Origin of the sequence: Janthinobacterium aestuarii (genome assembly GCF_046113285.1) — a bacterium.
Lineage (GTDB): Bacteria > Pseudomonadota > Gammaproteobacteria > Burkholderiales > Burkholderiaceae_D > Janthinobacterium.
In genome coordinates, this window is sequence record NZ_CP142524.1 from 1,757,181 (window position 1) to 1,771,217 (window position 14,037).

13 protein-coding genes and 1 pseudogene are annotated in these 14,037 nt (G+C 66.4%); 4 read left to right on the forward strand and 10 right to left on the reverse strand.

The window, feature by feature from the left end:
• Positions 1-102: 102 nt before the first annotated feature.
• Positions 103-2,115 carry a S9 family peptidase gene (locus OX462_RS07835; RefSeq protein ID WP_409028135.1) on the forward strand — a complete coding sequence of 671 codons (2,013 nt, stop codon included), beginning with the start codon at positions 103-105 and terminating at the stop codon, positions 2,113-2,115.
• A gap of 41 nt (positions 2,116-2,156) precedes the next feature.
• Here the strand turns inward: OX462_RS07835 and OX462_RS07840 are convergent, their stop codons facing one another.
• The 10 genes and pseudogenes from OX462_RS07840 to OX462_RS07885 form a co-directional block, all read right to left on the reverse strand.
• On the reverse strand, positions 2,157-2,873 hold the full coding sequence (locus OX462_RS07840) for a glycosyltransferase family 2 protein (RefSeq protein WP_409028136.1): 717 nt from the start codon (positions 2,871-2,873) through the stop codon (positions 2,157-2,159).
• Positions 2,870-3,514 carry a class I SAM-dependent DNA methyltransferase gene (locus tag OX462_RS07845; RefSeq protein WP_070219170.1) on the reverse strand — a complete coding sequence of 215 codons (645 nt, stop codon included), beginning with the start codon at positions 3,512-3,514 and terminating at the stop codon, positions 2,870-2,872. The genes OX462_RS07840 and OX462_RS07845 overlap by 4 nt, the downstream gene beginning before the upstream one ends.
• Positions 3,511-4,281 carry a PIG-L deacetylase family protein gene (locus tag OX462_RS07850; protein ID WP_409028137.1) on the reverse strand — a complete coding sequence of 257 codons (771 nt, stop codon included), beginning with the start codon at positions 4,279-4,281 and terminating at the stop codon, positions 3,511-3,513. The genes OX462_RS07845 and OX462_RS07850 overlap by 4 nt, the downstream gene beginning before the upstream one ends.
• 1 nt (position 4,282) lies before the next feature.
• Positions 4,283-5,311: an acyl-CoA dehydrogenase family protein gene (locus tag OX462_RS07855; protein WP_409028138.1), complete on the reverse strand. Its 1,029-nt coding sequence runs from the start codon at positions 5,309-5,311 to the stop codon at positions 4,283-4,285.
• 171 nt (positions 5,312-5,482) lie between these two features.
• Positions 5,483-5,629 (reverse strand): annotated as a pseudogene (locus OX462_RS07860) (IS1595 family transposase); the annotation flags it as partial.
• 80 nt (positions 5,630-5,709) lie between these two features.
• Complete coding sequence (locus tag OX462_RS07865; RefSeq protein WP_409028139.1) at positions 5,710-6,321, reverse strand: hypothetical protein; 612 nt, start codon at positions 6,319-6,321, stop codon at positions 5,710-5,712.
• Between the two features lie 141 nt (positions 6,322-6,462).
• Positions 6,463-8,553, reverse strand: a complete 2,091-nt coding sequence (locus OX462_RS07870; RefSeq protein ID WP_409028140.1) for a methyl-accepting chemotaxis protein — start codon at positions 8,551-8,553, stop codon at positions 6,463-6,465.
• A gap of 57 nt (positions 8,554-8,610) precedes the next feature.
• On the reverse strand, positions 8,611-9,369 hold the full coding sequence (locus tag OX462_RS07875) for a TorF family putative porin (RefSeq protein ID WP_099410091.1): 759 nt from the start codon (positions 9,367-9,369) through the stop codon (positions 8,611-8,613).
• A gap of 287 nt (positions 9,370-9,656) precedes the next feature.
• Positions 9,657-10,070: a hypothetical protein gene (locus OX462_RS07880; protein WP_099410092.1), complete on the reverse strand. Its 414-nt coding sequence runs from the start codon at positions 10,068-10,070 to the stop codon at positions 9,657-9,659.
• An 83-nt stretch (positions 10,071-10,153) separates the two neighbouring features.
• Entirely contained in the window at positions 10,154-10,855 is a 702-nt protein-coding gene (locus OX462_RS07885; RefSeq protein ID WP_257218057.1) for a FadR/GntR family transcriptional regulator, read from the reverse strand.
• Positions 10,856-11,007: 152 nt separating this feature from the next.
• Here OX462_RS07885 and OX462_RS07890 point away from each other — a divergent pair, with 152 nt between their 5' ends.
• Genes OX462_RS07890 through OX462_RS07900 form a run of 3 tightly spaced genes read left to right on the forward strand, consistent with a single transcriptional unit; the run spans position 11,008 to position 13,960 of the window.
• Positions 11,008-11,805, forward strand: a complete 798-nt coding sequence (locus OX462_RS07890) for a (Fe-S)-binding protein (protein WP_409028141.1) — start codon at positions 11,008-11,010, stop codon at positions 11,803-11,805.
• Entirely contained in the window at positions 11,802-12,518 is a 717-nt protein-coding gene (locus OX462_RS07895) for a LutC/YkgG family protein (protein ID WP_409028142.1), read from the forward strand. Before OX462_RS07890 ends, OX462_RS07895 begins: the two co-directional genes overlap by 4 nt.
• The gene (locus tag OX462_RS07900; RefSeq protein WP_409028143.1) at positions 12,515-13,960 is read left to right on the forward strand and encodes a LutB/LldF family L-lactate oxidation iron-sulfur protein; all 1,446 of its coding nucleotides are present in this window, start codon (positions 12,515-12,517) and stop codon (positions 13,958-13,960) included. Before OX462_RS07895 ends, OX462_RS07900 begins: the two co-directional genes overlap by 4 nt.
• Positions 13,961-14,037 lie beyond the last annotated feature (77 nt).

The following is a 14,037-nucleotide window of genomic DNA, read 5'->3' on the forward strand; positions in this document are numbered from 1 at the left end:
CCCTGTCGCTGTCATCAACCTGGCAGCACGGCTTTGACCTATGATTTGCTGGCACATGCACCATGATTATGTTTTCCTTCATCCCACAACCATGAGGTGTCCATGATTCGCTATGTCCTGCCTGCCCTGTTGTTCGCCAGCGCCCTGCCGGCGCATGCCCAAGCCCCTGTCAAGGAAACGCCGCTGATCGAGCGCACCAAGCTGTTCGGCAATCCCAGCAAGTCCGGCGGCAAGCTCAGCCCCGATGGACGTTGGCTGTCGTGGATCGCGCCGCGCGATGGCGTGCTCAATGTGTGGGTGGCGCCGGCCGGCGACCTGGCGCAGGCGCGGCCGCTGACGGAAGAAAAGGTGCGTCCCATCCGCGGCAGCTTCTGGTCGCCCGATTCGACAACCCTGCTGTTCATCCAGGACAAGGGCGGCGACGAGAATTTCCTGCTGTACGGCGTGAACGTGGCGACCGGCAAGCAGGTCAATTACACGCCGTTCGAGAAGACGCGCGTGCGCATCGTCCAGATCAGCAGCAAGGTCAAGGACCGGATTCTCGTCGGCATCAATAACCGCGATGCGCGCTGGCACGACGTGTACAGCCTGGACCTGGCCAGCGGCAAGCTGACCCTGGTGCAGCAGAACGATGGCTATGGCGGCTACCTGGCCGATGAATTGCTCAATCTGCGTATGGCCAGCAAGGCGCGCGCCGATGGCGGCATGCAGTATTTTCGCCTGACGGACGGCAAGGTCGAGAGCACGCCGCTGACCGAAGTGGGCCTGGAAGACTCGCAGACGACGGCGCCGCTGGCGTTTACGGTCGACGGCAAGACCTTGTACTGGACCGATTCGCGCGGCCGCAATACCTCGGCGCTGCTGGCGCAGGACGTGGCCAGCGGCAAGACCACGGTCATGGCGCAAGACCCGCGCGCCGACATCGCCGATGCGCTGTACGACACGCGCACGGGCCGGGTGCAGGCCTATACGGTCAATTACCTGCAGCAGGAATATCTGCCGTTGGCGGACGATCTGAAAGCCGACCTGGAGTTCCTGAAGAAAAATACCCGGGGCCAGTTCACGGTGACCTCGCGCACGGATGCCGACGATAAATGGCTGGTGAGTGTCGATGCCGTCACGGCGCCCCCATCGAGCTGGCTATACGAGCGCAAGACCAAAAAGCTCACGCGGCTGTACGTGACGCGTCCGGAACTGGAAGGCGCGCCGCTGGTGCCCATGTATCCGCAGCAAATCAAGGCGCGCGACGGCCTGAACCTCGTGTCTTACCTGACCCTGCCGCAGGCGTCGAAGGCGGGCGCCGGCGGCAAGGCCACGCAGGCGGTGCCGATGGTGCTGCTGGTGCACGGCGGACCGTGGGCGCGCGACACCTATGGCTATAACGGTTACCATCAGTGGCTGGCCAACCGCGGCTATGCCGTGCTGTCGGTGAACTTCCGCGGCTCGACGGGCTTCGGCAAGCAATTCATCTCGGCCGGCGACTTGCAGTGGGGCCGCAAGATGCATGACGATTTGCTCGATGCGGTGCAATGGGCGGTGAAAAGCGGCGTGACCAGCGCCGACAAGGTGGCCATCATGGGCGGCTCCTACGGCGGCTACGCCACCCTGGCCGGCATGGCGTTCACGCCGACGACGTTTGCCTGCGGCGTCGACATCGTCGGCCCGTCGAACCTGTTTACCTTGCTGCAAACCATCCCGCCGTACTGGGAAGCGGGCAAGCAGCAGTTCTACAAACGCATGGGCGACCCGACCACGGAAGAGGGCAAGGCGCTGCTCAAGGAACGCTCGCCGCTGAACTTTGCGCAGAATATCCAGCGCCCGCTGCTGATCGGCCAGGGAGCGAACGACCCGAGAGTCAACGTGGCTGAATCGGACCAGATCGTGGCGGCCATGGCGGCGAAGAATATTCCCGTCACCTATGTGCTGTTCCCCGATGAGGGCCATGGCTTTGCCCGGCCCGTCAACAACATCGCCTTCAATGCCGTGACGGAAAACTTCCTGGGGCAATGCCTGGCGGGCCGCGCCGAGCCGATCGGCGCCACCCTGAAGGCATCTACCGCGCAGGTCAAGCATGGCGCGGAGTTTGCGCCGGGCTTGCAGGAGGCGATGCGCTAAGAGCCTGTCCCAGGGGATGTATGCATCCGCTGGGACAGGTTCTAAGTCAGCGTCAGGTGTGGTGACGCTTCCATCTCCGCCACCACCTGCTGCAAGGTATCGCCAAAGCCGCCCCGTGCCCTGGCATGGCGGCGGGCGCTGGTGGTGACGCGCGGCGCGGCGCTCCAGGCGATGTGCGCGCCGCACGCTTGCAGCGCGGCCACCATGGCCACGTCTTCGCTGCAAGCCAGTGGCGCGAAGCCGCCGGCGCGCAGGTAGGCGCTGGCGCACACGCCGAAGTTGGCGCCATGGATGTGGCGGTGGCCGTCGGCATCGGTATAGGTGCGGCTGAAGTGGGCAAGCAGCGCCCCGGCGTTGTCGCCGTGCGGCGACCAGTCGTCCACGGCCACCGTGCCGCAGACGGCATCGGCATTCAGGCCCAGCTGTGTACTCAGCCACGATGGCGAGACGCGCGTATCCGCATCCGTGAAGGCCAGCCAGCGGGCACCGCGTTGCAGCAGCTCCTGCGCGCCCGCGGCGCGCGCGCTGCCCACGTTACGCACATTGACGGCGATACAGTCGAGGCGCCAGCGCAGGTCCGTCTGCATGGCGTGCGTCAGCACGATGCGTTGCGACTGGTCGCTGCAGGCGTCGAGCACGATGACGATGCACACCGCTTCTCCGGACAGTCGGGGGCAGGTGACGGCAAGGCGCAATGCCTCCAGGCAGGCATCCAGGCACGCTTCCTCGTCATGTACGGGCACCACGACGCCGATCATGCAAAGCCCTCGCGCTGCGCCACCGAGCGCGCATCGTTCGACCAGATCCCCAGCAGGAAGTCGGTCTCTTCGTGGCGCAGCACGCGGTGCAGGCCGGGCGCATCCTCGAACGCCGCATGCACGCGCACGGTCGAGATGATGCGTTGCGCGAATGGCGCGCGCCAGTGGCACAGGGCGATGCTGCCGCCCGGCGCCAGGCTGGCGATGCAGTGTTCGACCACGCGCGCCAGCTCTTCCGGCGACAGGTAATAGGCGATCTCGCTGAGGACGATCAAGTCAAACTTGTCGGCGCCGGGCAGGATGCGCGGCCAGTCCTGCGGCAGCCGGTGCTGCGCGAGGCTGACGTTGCCGCCGCCTCCGGCGTCGAGCAGCCGCTGCTGCGTGAGCCCCAGCGCTTCGGCCGAGAGGTCGGCCGCCAGCAGGCGCTCGCAGCGCCGTGCCAGCGCCAGTGTCAGCTCGCCATTGCCGCATCCCGGTTCATATGCGTGGCGGTAGCGTTGCTGCGGCAGGCTGGCCAGCAACAGGGCGCGCTTGCGCTCCTCGTACCAGCGCTGGCGCACCAGCCACGGGTCGGCATCCTGGCGATACAGTTGTTCGAAATAGCTGCGGCGCTGGTCGTCGGGCGTGGAAATGGCGCTCATAGAAAATACACCTCCCACGCGTGCAACAGGCGCTGCAAGGCGTCGCCTGCCACGATGGCGGGGCTGCCCGTCGACGGGTCATCCTGCATCTGGCTGGCGAAGCAACGCAGGGCGGCGCGTTTGCGCTGCAGGAGGGGGGCCGGCAATGGCAGCCGGCGCGCGCGGTGCCAGGGTACGCGCGCGTCGCCCGGCACGGCCCAGTGCCAGCCCCAGACGGGCATTTCCACCAGGGTGGCGCCGCTGGCCGAGCAGGCCGAAGCGCAGGCCCAGCCGCACGCTTCATGGTCCGGGTGGCCATCCAGGCGCCAGGTGGTGAAGACGATGTCGCCGGGCCGCAGCTGCGCTGCCAATGTGGCGCTCAGCTGCGGCGTCCTGCCGGCCACGCCGCCATCGGGCAGGTGCAGGCGCAGCCACGCGGGCAGCGCCAGTCCCAGTGCCTGCAGCGCTAGCGCCGATTCCTGCGGACGCACCTGGCGCAGGCGTTCCTGCGGCCAGAGTGGCGAGCCCGGGTGGCTGGCGTCGCCGTCGGTGACGGCGACGAACAGCAGTTCGCTGCCCTGCGCCGCCAGCAGTTGCAGCAAGCCGCCACAGGCGAGGATTTCATCGTCGGGATGGGGCGCGACGATGACGGCACGCGCCCCCGGCGGCACCAGGGCGTGGGCGCTGATTGCGGGTAGGTCGTTGAGCCCCGGCCAGGATTGCCACACCTGGTCCGGCGTGCCGCAACCTTCGATGCGGCGCGTATGCGTATCGGCAAGAGTCAGCATGTCATAGCGCCCACGGATGGTCTTCGGCGCCGGCGACGATACCGCCGAGCACGGCCTGATCGCGCTCGGCATGGCTCTGGCGCAGGAACACGGGCAGGTCGGCCGCCAATCGCGCGAAACGGGCGTCGCGGCACAGGGGCCCGGCGCCCAGCGCGCGCGTGGTCAGCAGCAGGGCCAGCGTGGCGGCATCTTCCACGGCCAGGCGCAGGCGCAGGGCCAGTCCCATGGCGTCGCGCTGCGGATGGGCGTCGATTTCCGCCGCGCCTTCGCGCAGCAGGGCGCCAGCGGCGCGCAGCGCACAGTCGATCTGGCCCAGCTGCGCCAGGCGCACGGCATCGGGGGCGGCGTGCTGCGCGCGTGCGTGCAGGTGGCTGGCGATGGCGCAGGCGGCGCCGTACCAGGCGGCCGCGATGCCGGCGCCGCCATGCCAGAAGCCAGGACGGGCCAGATATGCGCCCGGCGCGCCCACGGGAAAGGCGCGCGCGGCGGAAAAGGTCACGTCGACGCTGGCGCAGGCGGCCATGCCGACGGCTTGCCAGCCCTGGTCCGTGACGTGCACGCCCGGCTGCGACAGGGCTATCGAGGCCAGGCAAGCCTGGCCGTCCTCATTCCAGCAGCTGACCAAGGCATGGCTGAGGCCATGTGCACCGGAGCACCAGGCCTTGCGTCCATCGAGCACATAGCGGCCATCGGCCGCCTGCTGCAATTGCACGCGCGCGCCCGGCATTTCCGCGCACCATACGCCCCAGCTGCTGCCAGCCGGCACGCCGGGGCCGTCGATTTCAGCCAGGATGGCCAGCGCATCGGTATGGCCCTCATACAGCTTGAGCAGGGACAGGTCGATGGCGGCGATGGCGGCCAGCATTTGCCAGCGCAGCAGGGTGGCGCCGTGGCCGGGCAGGGGCAGCTGGTCCAAGCCCGCATCGCGCAGGCGCCGCAAGCCTTCGATGGGGAGAAAGGCGCTGTCCTGCTGCTGCAGCAGGGCGCTCAGTGCAGCGTGGGACGGCAGGGGGAAAGCGTGGGACGACATGGCAAGCTCCTGTTTTTCAACAGAATAGCTTTCTATTTACGCAAAGTATGTTCGATTCTACACATACGCTCGCTAACGGACTCGAGTCTACGAGGCGGCGGGCGAGATGGCGCCGCCGCGCCAAGCTGCGGGCCGGGCGGCTCCACGGCTACTCGTGCGTTTATTTTTGGGCTATGTCACCGTCAGGTGTGGGAACGCTCCCAGTGTTGCCTTCAGTAACGTTTCTGGTGAACGGATGCGCCTGGCGTCGGGTATTCAGCGCCAGCCCAGGTAGTTCGGCAGGTAGCGCGTGGCCACGCCGTGAAACGGCCGCAGCCAGTCGCATGGTGAATATGCAGAGTCAGACAGCACCGCCAAGGGAAGATTCCGTCATTTCCCCTACTTGCCGATGACTGAGCCTATTTTTTTACATACAGCATGTCGGGCACGTAACTGCTGCCGTTATACGAGAAGGTGTAGAGGGTGTTGTCACGCAAGACGATGCCGCCTTTGATGGTTTGCGCGGGGAGTGTGCCTTCGTCGAGCAGGCAAGTGGAGCCGCCTTCATATTCGATGCACCATTGCTGTTTGCCATCTTTCTTCACGTATTGCACGCCGGGGCCCGTGACGTTGAAGCTATAGGCGGGGATGGACAGGTTCAGTTTGTCGATGCGCACGTTGCTCGCGGCCCCATTCTCCGTCAGTTTGACGAGAACGTCAGCCACGCCATCCGGTGTCGCCGTGATTTTCGCGGTCATGGTTTCCGTGCCCAGCAAGGTGCCGCTGCAGCCGGTCTTGAGATAGGTTTCGGTGGTGGAGGTCAGTTCCATCGCGCCGCTGCCGTCGGCTTTGGCTGCGACGACCATGGTCTGGCGTTCATGCTCGTCGCATGGCGCTTGCCAGGTGCCGATGTAGGGCGCCAGCGTCGAGCCGGCATTGACATTGCCTGCATCACTGCTGCCGCCGCCACCGCCGCAGCCAGCCAGCAGTGCGGTACTTGATGTCAATAATACTGCTACGATTTTTTTCATGCCCATCCTTTTATGCCGGCAAACATGCGTGCCGTAGACGCGGCAACAGTATAAAAGGATGGCTCAGGGGCAATTCTCACCGAATGTATTTGCCACTTGATTTACATCAAGGATAGCGTGCAATGACCAGGCAAGGCAGGCTTAAAACTCTTCCCAGTCATCTCCTGCCGGTGCCTTGGCCGGCGCGTGCTGTGCCGCTGGGGGCTTGGCAACGGTCAGGCGCTTGGCCGGTGATGCTGTCTTTGGCGGCGCGGCGCGTGGTGTAGCCACGGCTGCCGCCGGTGTTGCTGCCGGCGCCGTCTGGCGCACCTGCTCGCCCAGCTTGAACACGCTGACCACCTCGGCCAGATGGCTGGCCTGGTCTTGCAGGCTTTCGGCGGCCGCCGCCGCTTCCTCGACCAGGGCCGCGTTCTGCTGCGTCACGCCATCCATCTGCGCCAGCGCCTGGTTGACCTGGGCGATGCCGTCGCTTTGTTCGTTGGTGGCGACGCTGATGTCGGCCATGATGGCGGTCACCTTGCGCACGCTGTCGACCACCTGTTCCATGGTGGCGCCCGCTTCATCGACGAGCTTGCTGCCGGCCGCGACCTTGCCCACCGAATCGTCGATCAGCAGCTTGATTTCCTTGGCCGCGGCCGCCGAGCGTTGCGCCAGGTTGCGCACTTCCGTGGCGACGACGGCGAAACCGCGGCCCTGTTCGCCCGCGCGCGCTGCTTCCACGGCCGCATTCAGGGCCAGGATATTCGTCTGGAAGGCGATGCCGTCGATCACGCTGATGATGTCGACGATCTTGTTCGACGAGTCGTTGATCGAGGTCATCGTTTCGATGACCTTGCCGACCACTTCGCCGCTCTTCTGTGCCACGCTCGATGCGGAAGCGGCCAGTTGATTCGCCTGGCGCGCATGGTCGGCGTTTTCCTTGACGGTGCCCGTCAGTTCTTCCACCGAAGCGGCCGTTTCCTCGAGCGAACTGGCTTGCTGCTCCGTGCGGGCCGACAGGTCGTTATTGCCTTGCGCAATTTCCGCGCTGGCGCGGGCCACGTTGTCGGCGCTGGCTTGCACTTGCAGCAGCACGGCGTGGATCTTTTCCACGAAGGCGTTGAAACCCTTGCCGATGACGGCCAGCTCGTCGGTCCCCTTGACTTCCAGCTTGACGCGCAGGTCGGCGTCGCCGCTCGACAGGTCCGTCATGGTGCGGCCCAGGGTGCGCAGGGGGCGCGTCAGCTGGTTGACGACGAGGATCAAAATACCGGCCGTGGCCGCCGCGCACAGCAGGGCGACGATCAGTGTGTAGATCATCAGGTCGCGCGCCGAGGCGATGGCCACGCTTTTCGGGAAGTTCAGTTCCACGCTCCAGGGCGCGATATCGGGGTGGATCTGCAGCGGCTGCAGCAAATGGATATAGCCCTGGCCGTCTTCATATTCGTACGGCTGGCCCTGGCGCACTTTTTCCAGGCCGGCCGCAGGCACGTCGTCGGCCTTCTTGCCCAGACGCTCAGGCACGGGATGGCTCGCGTACAGGCCGCCGTTCGAGATCAGGGCCAGCTTGCCGCCCTCGATCACTTTCAGGTCGGCCAGGATTTTCGCCAGGCGCGTGAGCATGAAGTCGGCGCTGGCCACGCCCTTGAAGCTGCCGTCGATCATGATGGGGGCCACCAGCGAGGCCATCAGCACATTCTTGCCGTCGACGGGGTAGATGTACGGTTCCGTAAAGTAAGTCTTGCCCGTGCGCTTGGGCACGTCATACCAGTCGTTGGCGCCCGGTTTCGGGTCGAAGACGATGGGTTCGACTTGCAGCTTGCCGCCGGCGCCCCGCGTCCAGTAGGGCATGAAGCGGCCGCTGGCGTCGTAGTACGGCTTCTGGTTGGCGAAATCCGCATCCTTGCCGTCGAGCGCGTTCGGCTCCCACGTCACGGCCGCGCCCAGCAAGTCTTCCGAGCTGGTCAGGGTGGCCTTGGTCATTTCATTGATCTGCTCGCGCTGCAGGGGCAGGCTGGCGCTCTTGGTGCCGCGCATGGCGCCGGCCAGGCTGGAAACGCTGGACAGGTTGCTGGCGATGCGCGCCTGCAGCGCGCCGGCCACTTCGCGCGCCGACGTGCGCGCCAGGTCCAGCGCGGCCGCTTCCGCGCTGGCGCTGCTCTTGTAGCCGATCACCGCCGCCGTGACGCCGAGGCTGAGGACGGCGAGCGCGGTGGCGGCGACGCAGATTTTACTGTTCAGTGAGAGTTGCATGATGCTGTTCCTTGATGGGGAGGGGTATCGGTGCCATGGGCGTCGCGGGCGGCGCGCCTAGAACGTCTTGCTGATGGCCACGACCAGCGTGGCCGCGGCCGGGTTCGACGTGTCGAACTGGCCGGCCGCATTCGGGATGCCCAAGGTGTAATGGTCGTAGGCGTCGGTGGCGCCCCAGGCGCGCGTCACGGCCGCGCTGGCGCTCCAGCCGCCGTCGAAGGCCCTGGTGACGCCCACCTTGGCGTCACGCCAGTTCCAGATGGCATTGCCCGTGCCCGCCACCCGGCCATTGCCGGCGTGCAGGTTCAAGGTCCAGGCATTGCCCAGGTCGACATTCGCGCCCACGTCCAGGTAGCCCGTGCCGCGCGCATGCGTGATGCCGAAGAAGTCCGGCGTGACGGTATGGTTGTACTTGGCGTACAGCATCTTGTAGCTGAGGCCCAGCGACAGTTCGCCATAGTCATACTTGACGCCTGTGGCGCGGTAGACGGCGCCCGGATACTTGTAGTAATACGCGAGCACGCTGTAGCCCAGTTCGCCCACCGTGCCGCTGTAGCCGCCGTACAGATCCCATTCGACCGTGGCGTCTTGAATGTAGCGGTCGCTGACGGTGGAAGCCCAGGTGCCGAGCGACCAGCCGCTCGGGTGCGCGTAGTCGGCCCCCGCCTGCAGCGCCGGCTTGCCCCAGGTCTGGCGAAAGCCGCGCGAAATGTATTGGGAAGTGAGGCTGACATTGGCGCTGAAGGTGGCGGCAGGGCTGTCCGTGCTTTGCGCCTGCACGGGCAGGGCGGCCAGCAGGAAGAGGCAGCCGAGCAAGGATGTTCCAGGAAAATGGTGATGCGATGGCATGGCAGTCAGCTCCGTATTTGCTGGCAGCGGCCGTCCAGGCACGTTGCCCTGATGGTTGCAATAAAAATGCGGAATGGACTTTTGTGGAGGCAAGGCGGACCCTGCCTGCAGGCTCGCATGAACGGGCAGATATTCTCGCCAAACTTAACTGAAAGGATAGGGGTTGGGACTAGTGGAAGTCAACAAAGTTGCGCTACGGAAAACGTAAGTTGTTGTTTCCCGGCACTTTTTCATGCGCTTGTTACATGCGCTTGTTACATTCGCGGCCCGCCACGGCTGGCTGCCTCCTGCAGGCTGGCCAGCAAGCCGGGCAGGGCCGCGTGCAAGGCAGACAGGTCGCCCGCCGGCAGGTCGGCCTGCGTTTCCACCTGGCCCGAAGGCTGGCCCCAGACGACCTGTGCGCTGAGCCGGGCGCCCGACTCGAGTCCCGTGACGCTGACCAGCAGGGCGACTTCCTCCGGGGCATCGTCGGGCACGTCCTCGAGCAGGCAGGAAATGCCGAAATGATAATCGTGGAAGACGCTGGCCGTGCCGCTGGAAAACGCGAATACGGAGGCGAGCGCCCTTGGCGCGGCGGCCGCGAGTGCGGGCAGGGCGGCGCGGAACAGGGGCAGCAAGTCGTTTTCCAGCTGAAGCACCAGCGGGTGGGTGTGGACGAGGACGGTCATGGCAGGAGGAAGTCAATGGCGGCGCGCGATGTTAGCAGCTTTCGCCGCCGCTGTGGCCATGGACTGTGGTCCTACCAGTGGCGTCAGTCGTCATCGCTGGTGACGCGCGTGCGCACGAAATCGATGTGGCTTTGCATGGCCGTGCGCGCCTCCTCGGGCTGGCTGGAGCAGATGGCCTCGCACAGCGTGCGGTGCTGTGACAGCAGCTGCAGCGAGGTGGCCTCGTCCTGCTGGCGCAAGCCCGTGCCGTTGATGGTGATGTGTTCGCGCAGCATGCCGATGATGCTGGTGTGCAAGTGCAAGAACATGGTGTTGTGCGACGCCTGCGCGATGACTTCATGCAGGCGCGCGTCGGCCTGCGCCTCGCCGTGCTTGTCGTCGCTGGCGCGTGCCTGCTCCAGTTCGGCCAGCAGCGCCATGATCTGCGCGCGCTCGTCGCCGTTGGCCCGCTGCGCCGCGAAATAGGCCGTCGCCCCTTCCAGCACGCGACGAAATTCCAGGATGTCGTCGCGCAGGGCGGGGTGGTCGGCCACCAACTGGCTCCACGGCGACGCCATGCCGGTGCGCAATTGATCCGTCACGAACACACCGGCGCCGCGCCGGCTGCGCACGAGGCCGCGCGCCGCCAGCCGCTGCACCGCTTCGCGCACGGTGTTGCGCGAGACTCCATATTGCAGCGCCAGCAGGCGTTCGGCCGGCAATTGCGCGCCCGCCGGCAAGCTGCCGTCCAGCAGGGCCGTCTCCAGCCTGCGCATCACCATCTCGACCCTGCCCCGTGTTTGCATGCCTGTCGCCATCGATGTCTTCCGGTGTTGTTTTAAAGTGGTCCGAGCAATTTGAAGTGGCTTGCGGAAGCTGGAATTATGCGTGAACCGGTCATTCTTAACAACACACAGCGGCGCCGCAGCAACACACAGAGCGCCGGGGAGACACACTCATGCAGCCAGACCCGCGCCAGCCGCGCCACTATCCGCCATCACCACACGAGGTGTACCTGTTCGCCACCTGCCTGGTCGACCTGTTCGTGCCGCAGGCGGGGCTCGACGCGGTGCGCCTGCTGGAACGGGAAGGCTTGCTGGTGCACTATCCGCGCGGCCAGAGCTGTTGCGGCCAGCCCGCCTACAGCAGCGGCAATCCGGAACAGGCGCGTGCCGTGGCGCGCGCCCAGCTCGACCTGTTTGCGCAGCCGTGGCCCGTGATCGTGCCGTCCGGCTCCTGCGCCGGCATGATGCGCCACCATTGGCCGCAGCTGTTCCAGGACGACCCGGTGGCCGGTCCCAAGGCGCTGGAACTGGCCGAGCGCGTGTACGAACTGAGCGAGTTTCTTGTCTGCGTGCTGCAGCTTGACCTGGCGGGCCTGGCCCTGGCCGGCGCCGGGCAGGCCGATGAAAACGTGGTGCTGCATACCTCGTGCGGGGCGCGCCGCGAAATGGGTACGCGCACCCACGGCGTGGCGCTGCTCGACGCCTTGCCCGGCGTGACGCGCACCGAGCACCAGCGCGAATCGGAATGCTGCGGTTTCGGCGGCACGTTTTCGCTAAAACATCCGGACATTTCCGGCGCCATGGTCAGCGACAAGATCGCCTCGGCCTGCGCCACGGGCTGCGACCGGCTCGTCTCGGCCGACTGCGGCTGCCTGCTCAATATCGGCCACGCCGCCCAGCACCAGGGCGCGCCGCTGCCCGTCGAGCACCTGGCCAGCTTTTTGTGGCGCCGCACGGGAGGCGCGCCATGAGTACGGCATTGACTGCCCGCGAACGCATGCTGGGGCGTTTGCGCGCCGCCGCGCCCTCGGCGCCCGAAGCGGTGGATACCATCGATACGGCCATCGACAATCACTACCAGGCCCGTCGCGCTGCCGCGCCGCTGCCGGCACGGCACAGGATAGCCGCCATGCAGGCAGCCTTGCGCGCTGCGCACGCGGAAGTCGACTGCGTGAGCGCGGATGCCTGGCCGGCCTTGCTGGCGCAGCGCCTCGGTGAACACGGTGTGCACCGTTTGCTGCTCGATACCGGCAGCGCCGAAGGGCAGGCCTTGCGCGCCGCCTTGCCGCAGGGCGTGTCAGCGCTGTCTTTTGACCGTCCGCTGGCGCAGTGGAAGGGCGAATTGTTCGACACGGTCGACGCGGGGTTGACCGTCGCGCGCTCCGGCATCGCCGCCACGGGCACCCTGGTCATCGCGCCCGATGCGGCCACGCCGCGCACGGTGTCCTTGGCGCCGCCCTTGCACATCTGCCTCGTGTATGCGAGCAGCCTGCACGTGGACTTGCACGCGGCGGCGCGCGCCGAACGCTGGGCGGACGGCATGCCGGCCAACCTGGTGCTGGTGTCGGGACCCTCGAAAACGTCGGATATCCAGCAAACCCTCGCGTATGGCGCGCACGGCCCGCGCTGGCTGTGGGTATTGATCATCGACGACTTGCCAGCCCATGAAGGAGGCCAGCCATGAGCGCCAAGCCCCTGCAATTCGTCAAGCCGGCCGACTTTCATGCGCGCGCCCGCGCCGCGCTGGACGACCCGAAGCTGCGCCAGAGCTTTCGCGGCGCCATGGATTTTTTACAGGACAAGCGCAGCGCCCAATTTCCCGACGGCGACGAGCTGGAACGCCTGCGCGACATCGGCGAAGCCGTGCGCCGGCACGCGCTGGCGCGCCTGCCCGATTTGCTGGTGCAGCTGGAGGAGCGGCTGACAGCGGCCGGCGTGCAGGTGCACTGGGCCGAGGATGGCGAGCAGGCCAACGCCATCATCCACGCCATCGCACAGCGCAATCAGGCGACGCGCTTCATCAAGGGCAAGTCGATGGCCAGCGAGGAAGTCGAGCTCAATCACTACCTGGAAGCGCGCGGCATGCGCTGCCTGGAGTCGGACATGGGCGAGTACATCGTCCAGCTGGCAGGCGAAAAGCCGTCGCACATCGTCATGCCGGCCATCCACAAGACCAAGGCCGACATCGCCGGCCTGTTCGCCGAGCACATTCCCGATGCGCCCTACACGGAAGACGTCGACAGCCTGATTCAGACGGGGCGGCGCGCCCTGCGCCAGGCTTTCGTCGAGGCGGACATCGGCCTGTCGGGCGTGAACTTCGCGGCGGCCGACACGGGCACCCTGTGGCTGGTGGAAAACGAGGGCAATGGCCGGCTGACGACGTCCGTGCCGGAGATCCACATCGCCATCATGGGCATGGAAAAGGTGGTCGCCAGGCTCGAACACATCGTGCCGCTGGCGAGCCTGCTGACGCGTTCGGCGACGGGGCAGGCCATCACCACGTATTTCAACCTGATTTCCGGCCCGCGCCGCGCTGGTGAGCAGGATGGTCCGCGCGAAGTGCACCTGGTGCTGCTCGATAACGGTCGCAGCCAGGCCTATGCCGACGAGCAGCTGCGCGCCACCCTGCAATGCATCCGCTGCGGCGCCTGCATGAACCACTGTCCCGTTTACACGCGCATCGGCGGTCACGCCTACGGCACCACGTATCCGGGGCCGATCGGCAAGATCATCTCGCCCCACTTGCTGGGACTCGCCGCGACGGCGGACCTGGCCACCGCGTCGAGCCTGTGCGGCGCCTGCGGTGAAGTGTGCCCCGTGCGCATCCCGATTCCGCAGCTGCTGGTGCGCCTGCGCACGGAGGCGAACCGCAATCCGAACGAGGAAGTCAGCCATCCGCTGCGCGGGCAGGGGGCCAAGTTCAGCCGCGGCGAAAGCCTGATCTGGCGCTTCTGGAGCGGCGCCTTCGCGCGTCCCGCCAGCTACCGCCTGTTCCGCTGGGCCGCCACTCGGCTGCGGATGCTGACGCCGCGCGCGCAGCTGGGCTGGACGCAGCACCGCAAGCCGTTGACGCCGGCGCCGCGCAGCCTGGCCGACCTGCTCAACGCACGGGGGCAGGAAGAATAGCGACGCCCCGCCATACCGCAAAAAACACGCTGCACACAATTACATCAAAAGCCGTTTTTTCATTCAACCCGCATCCA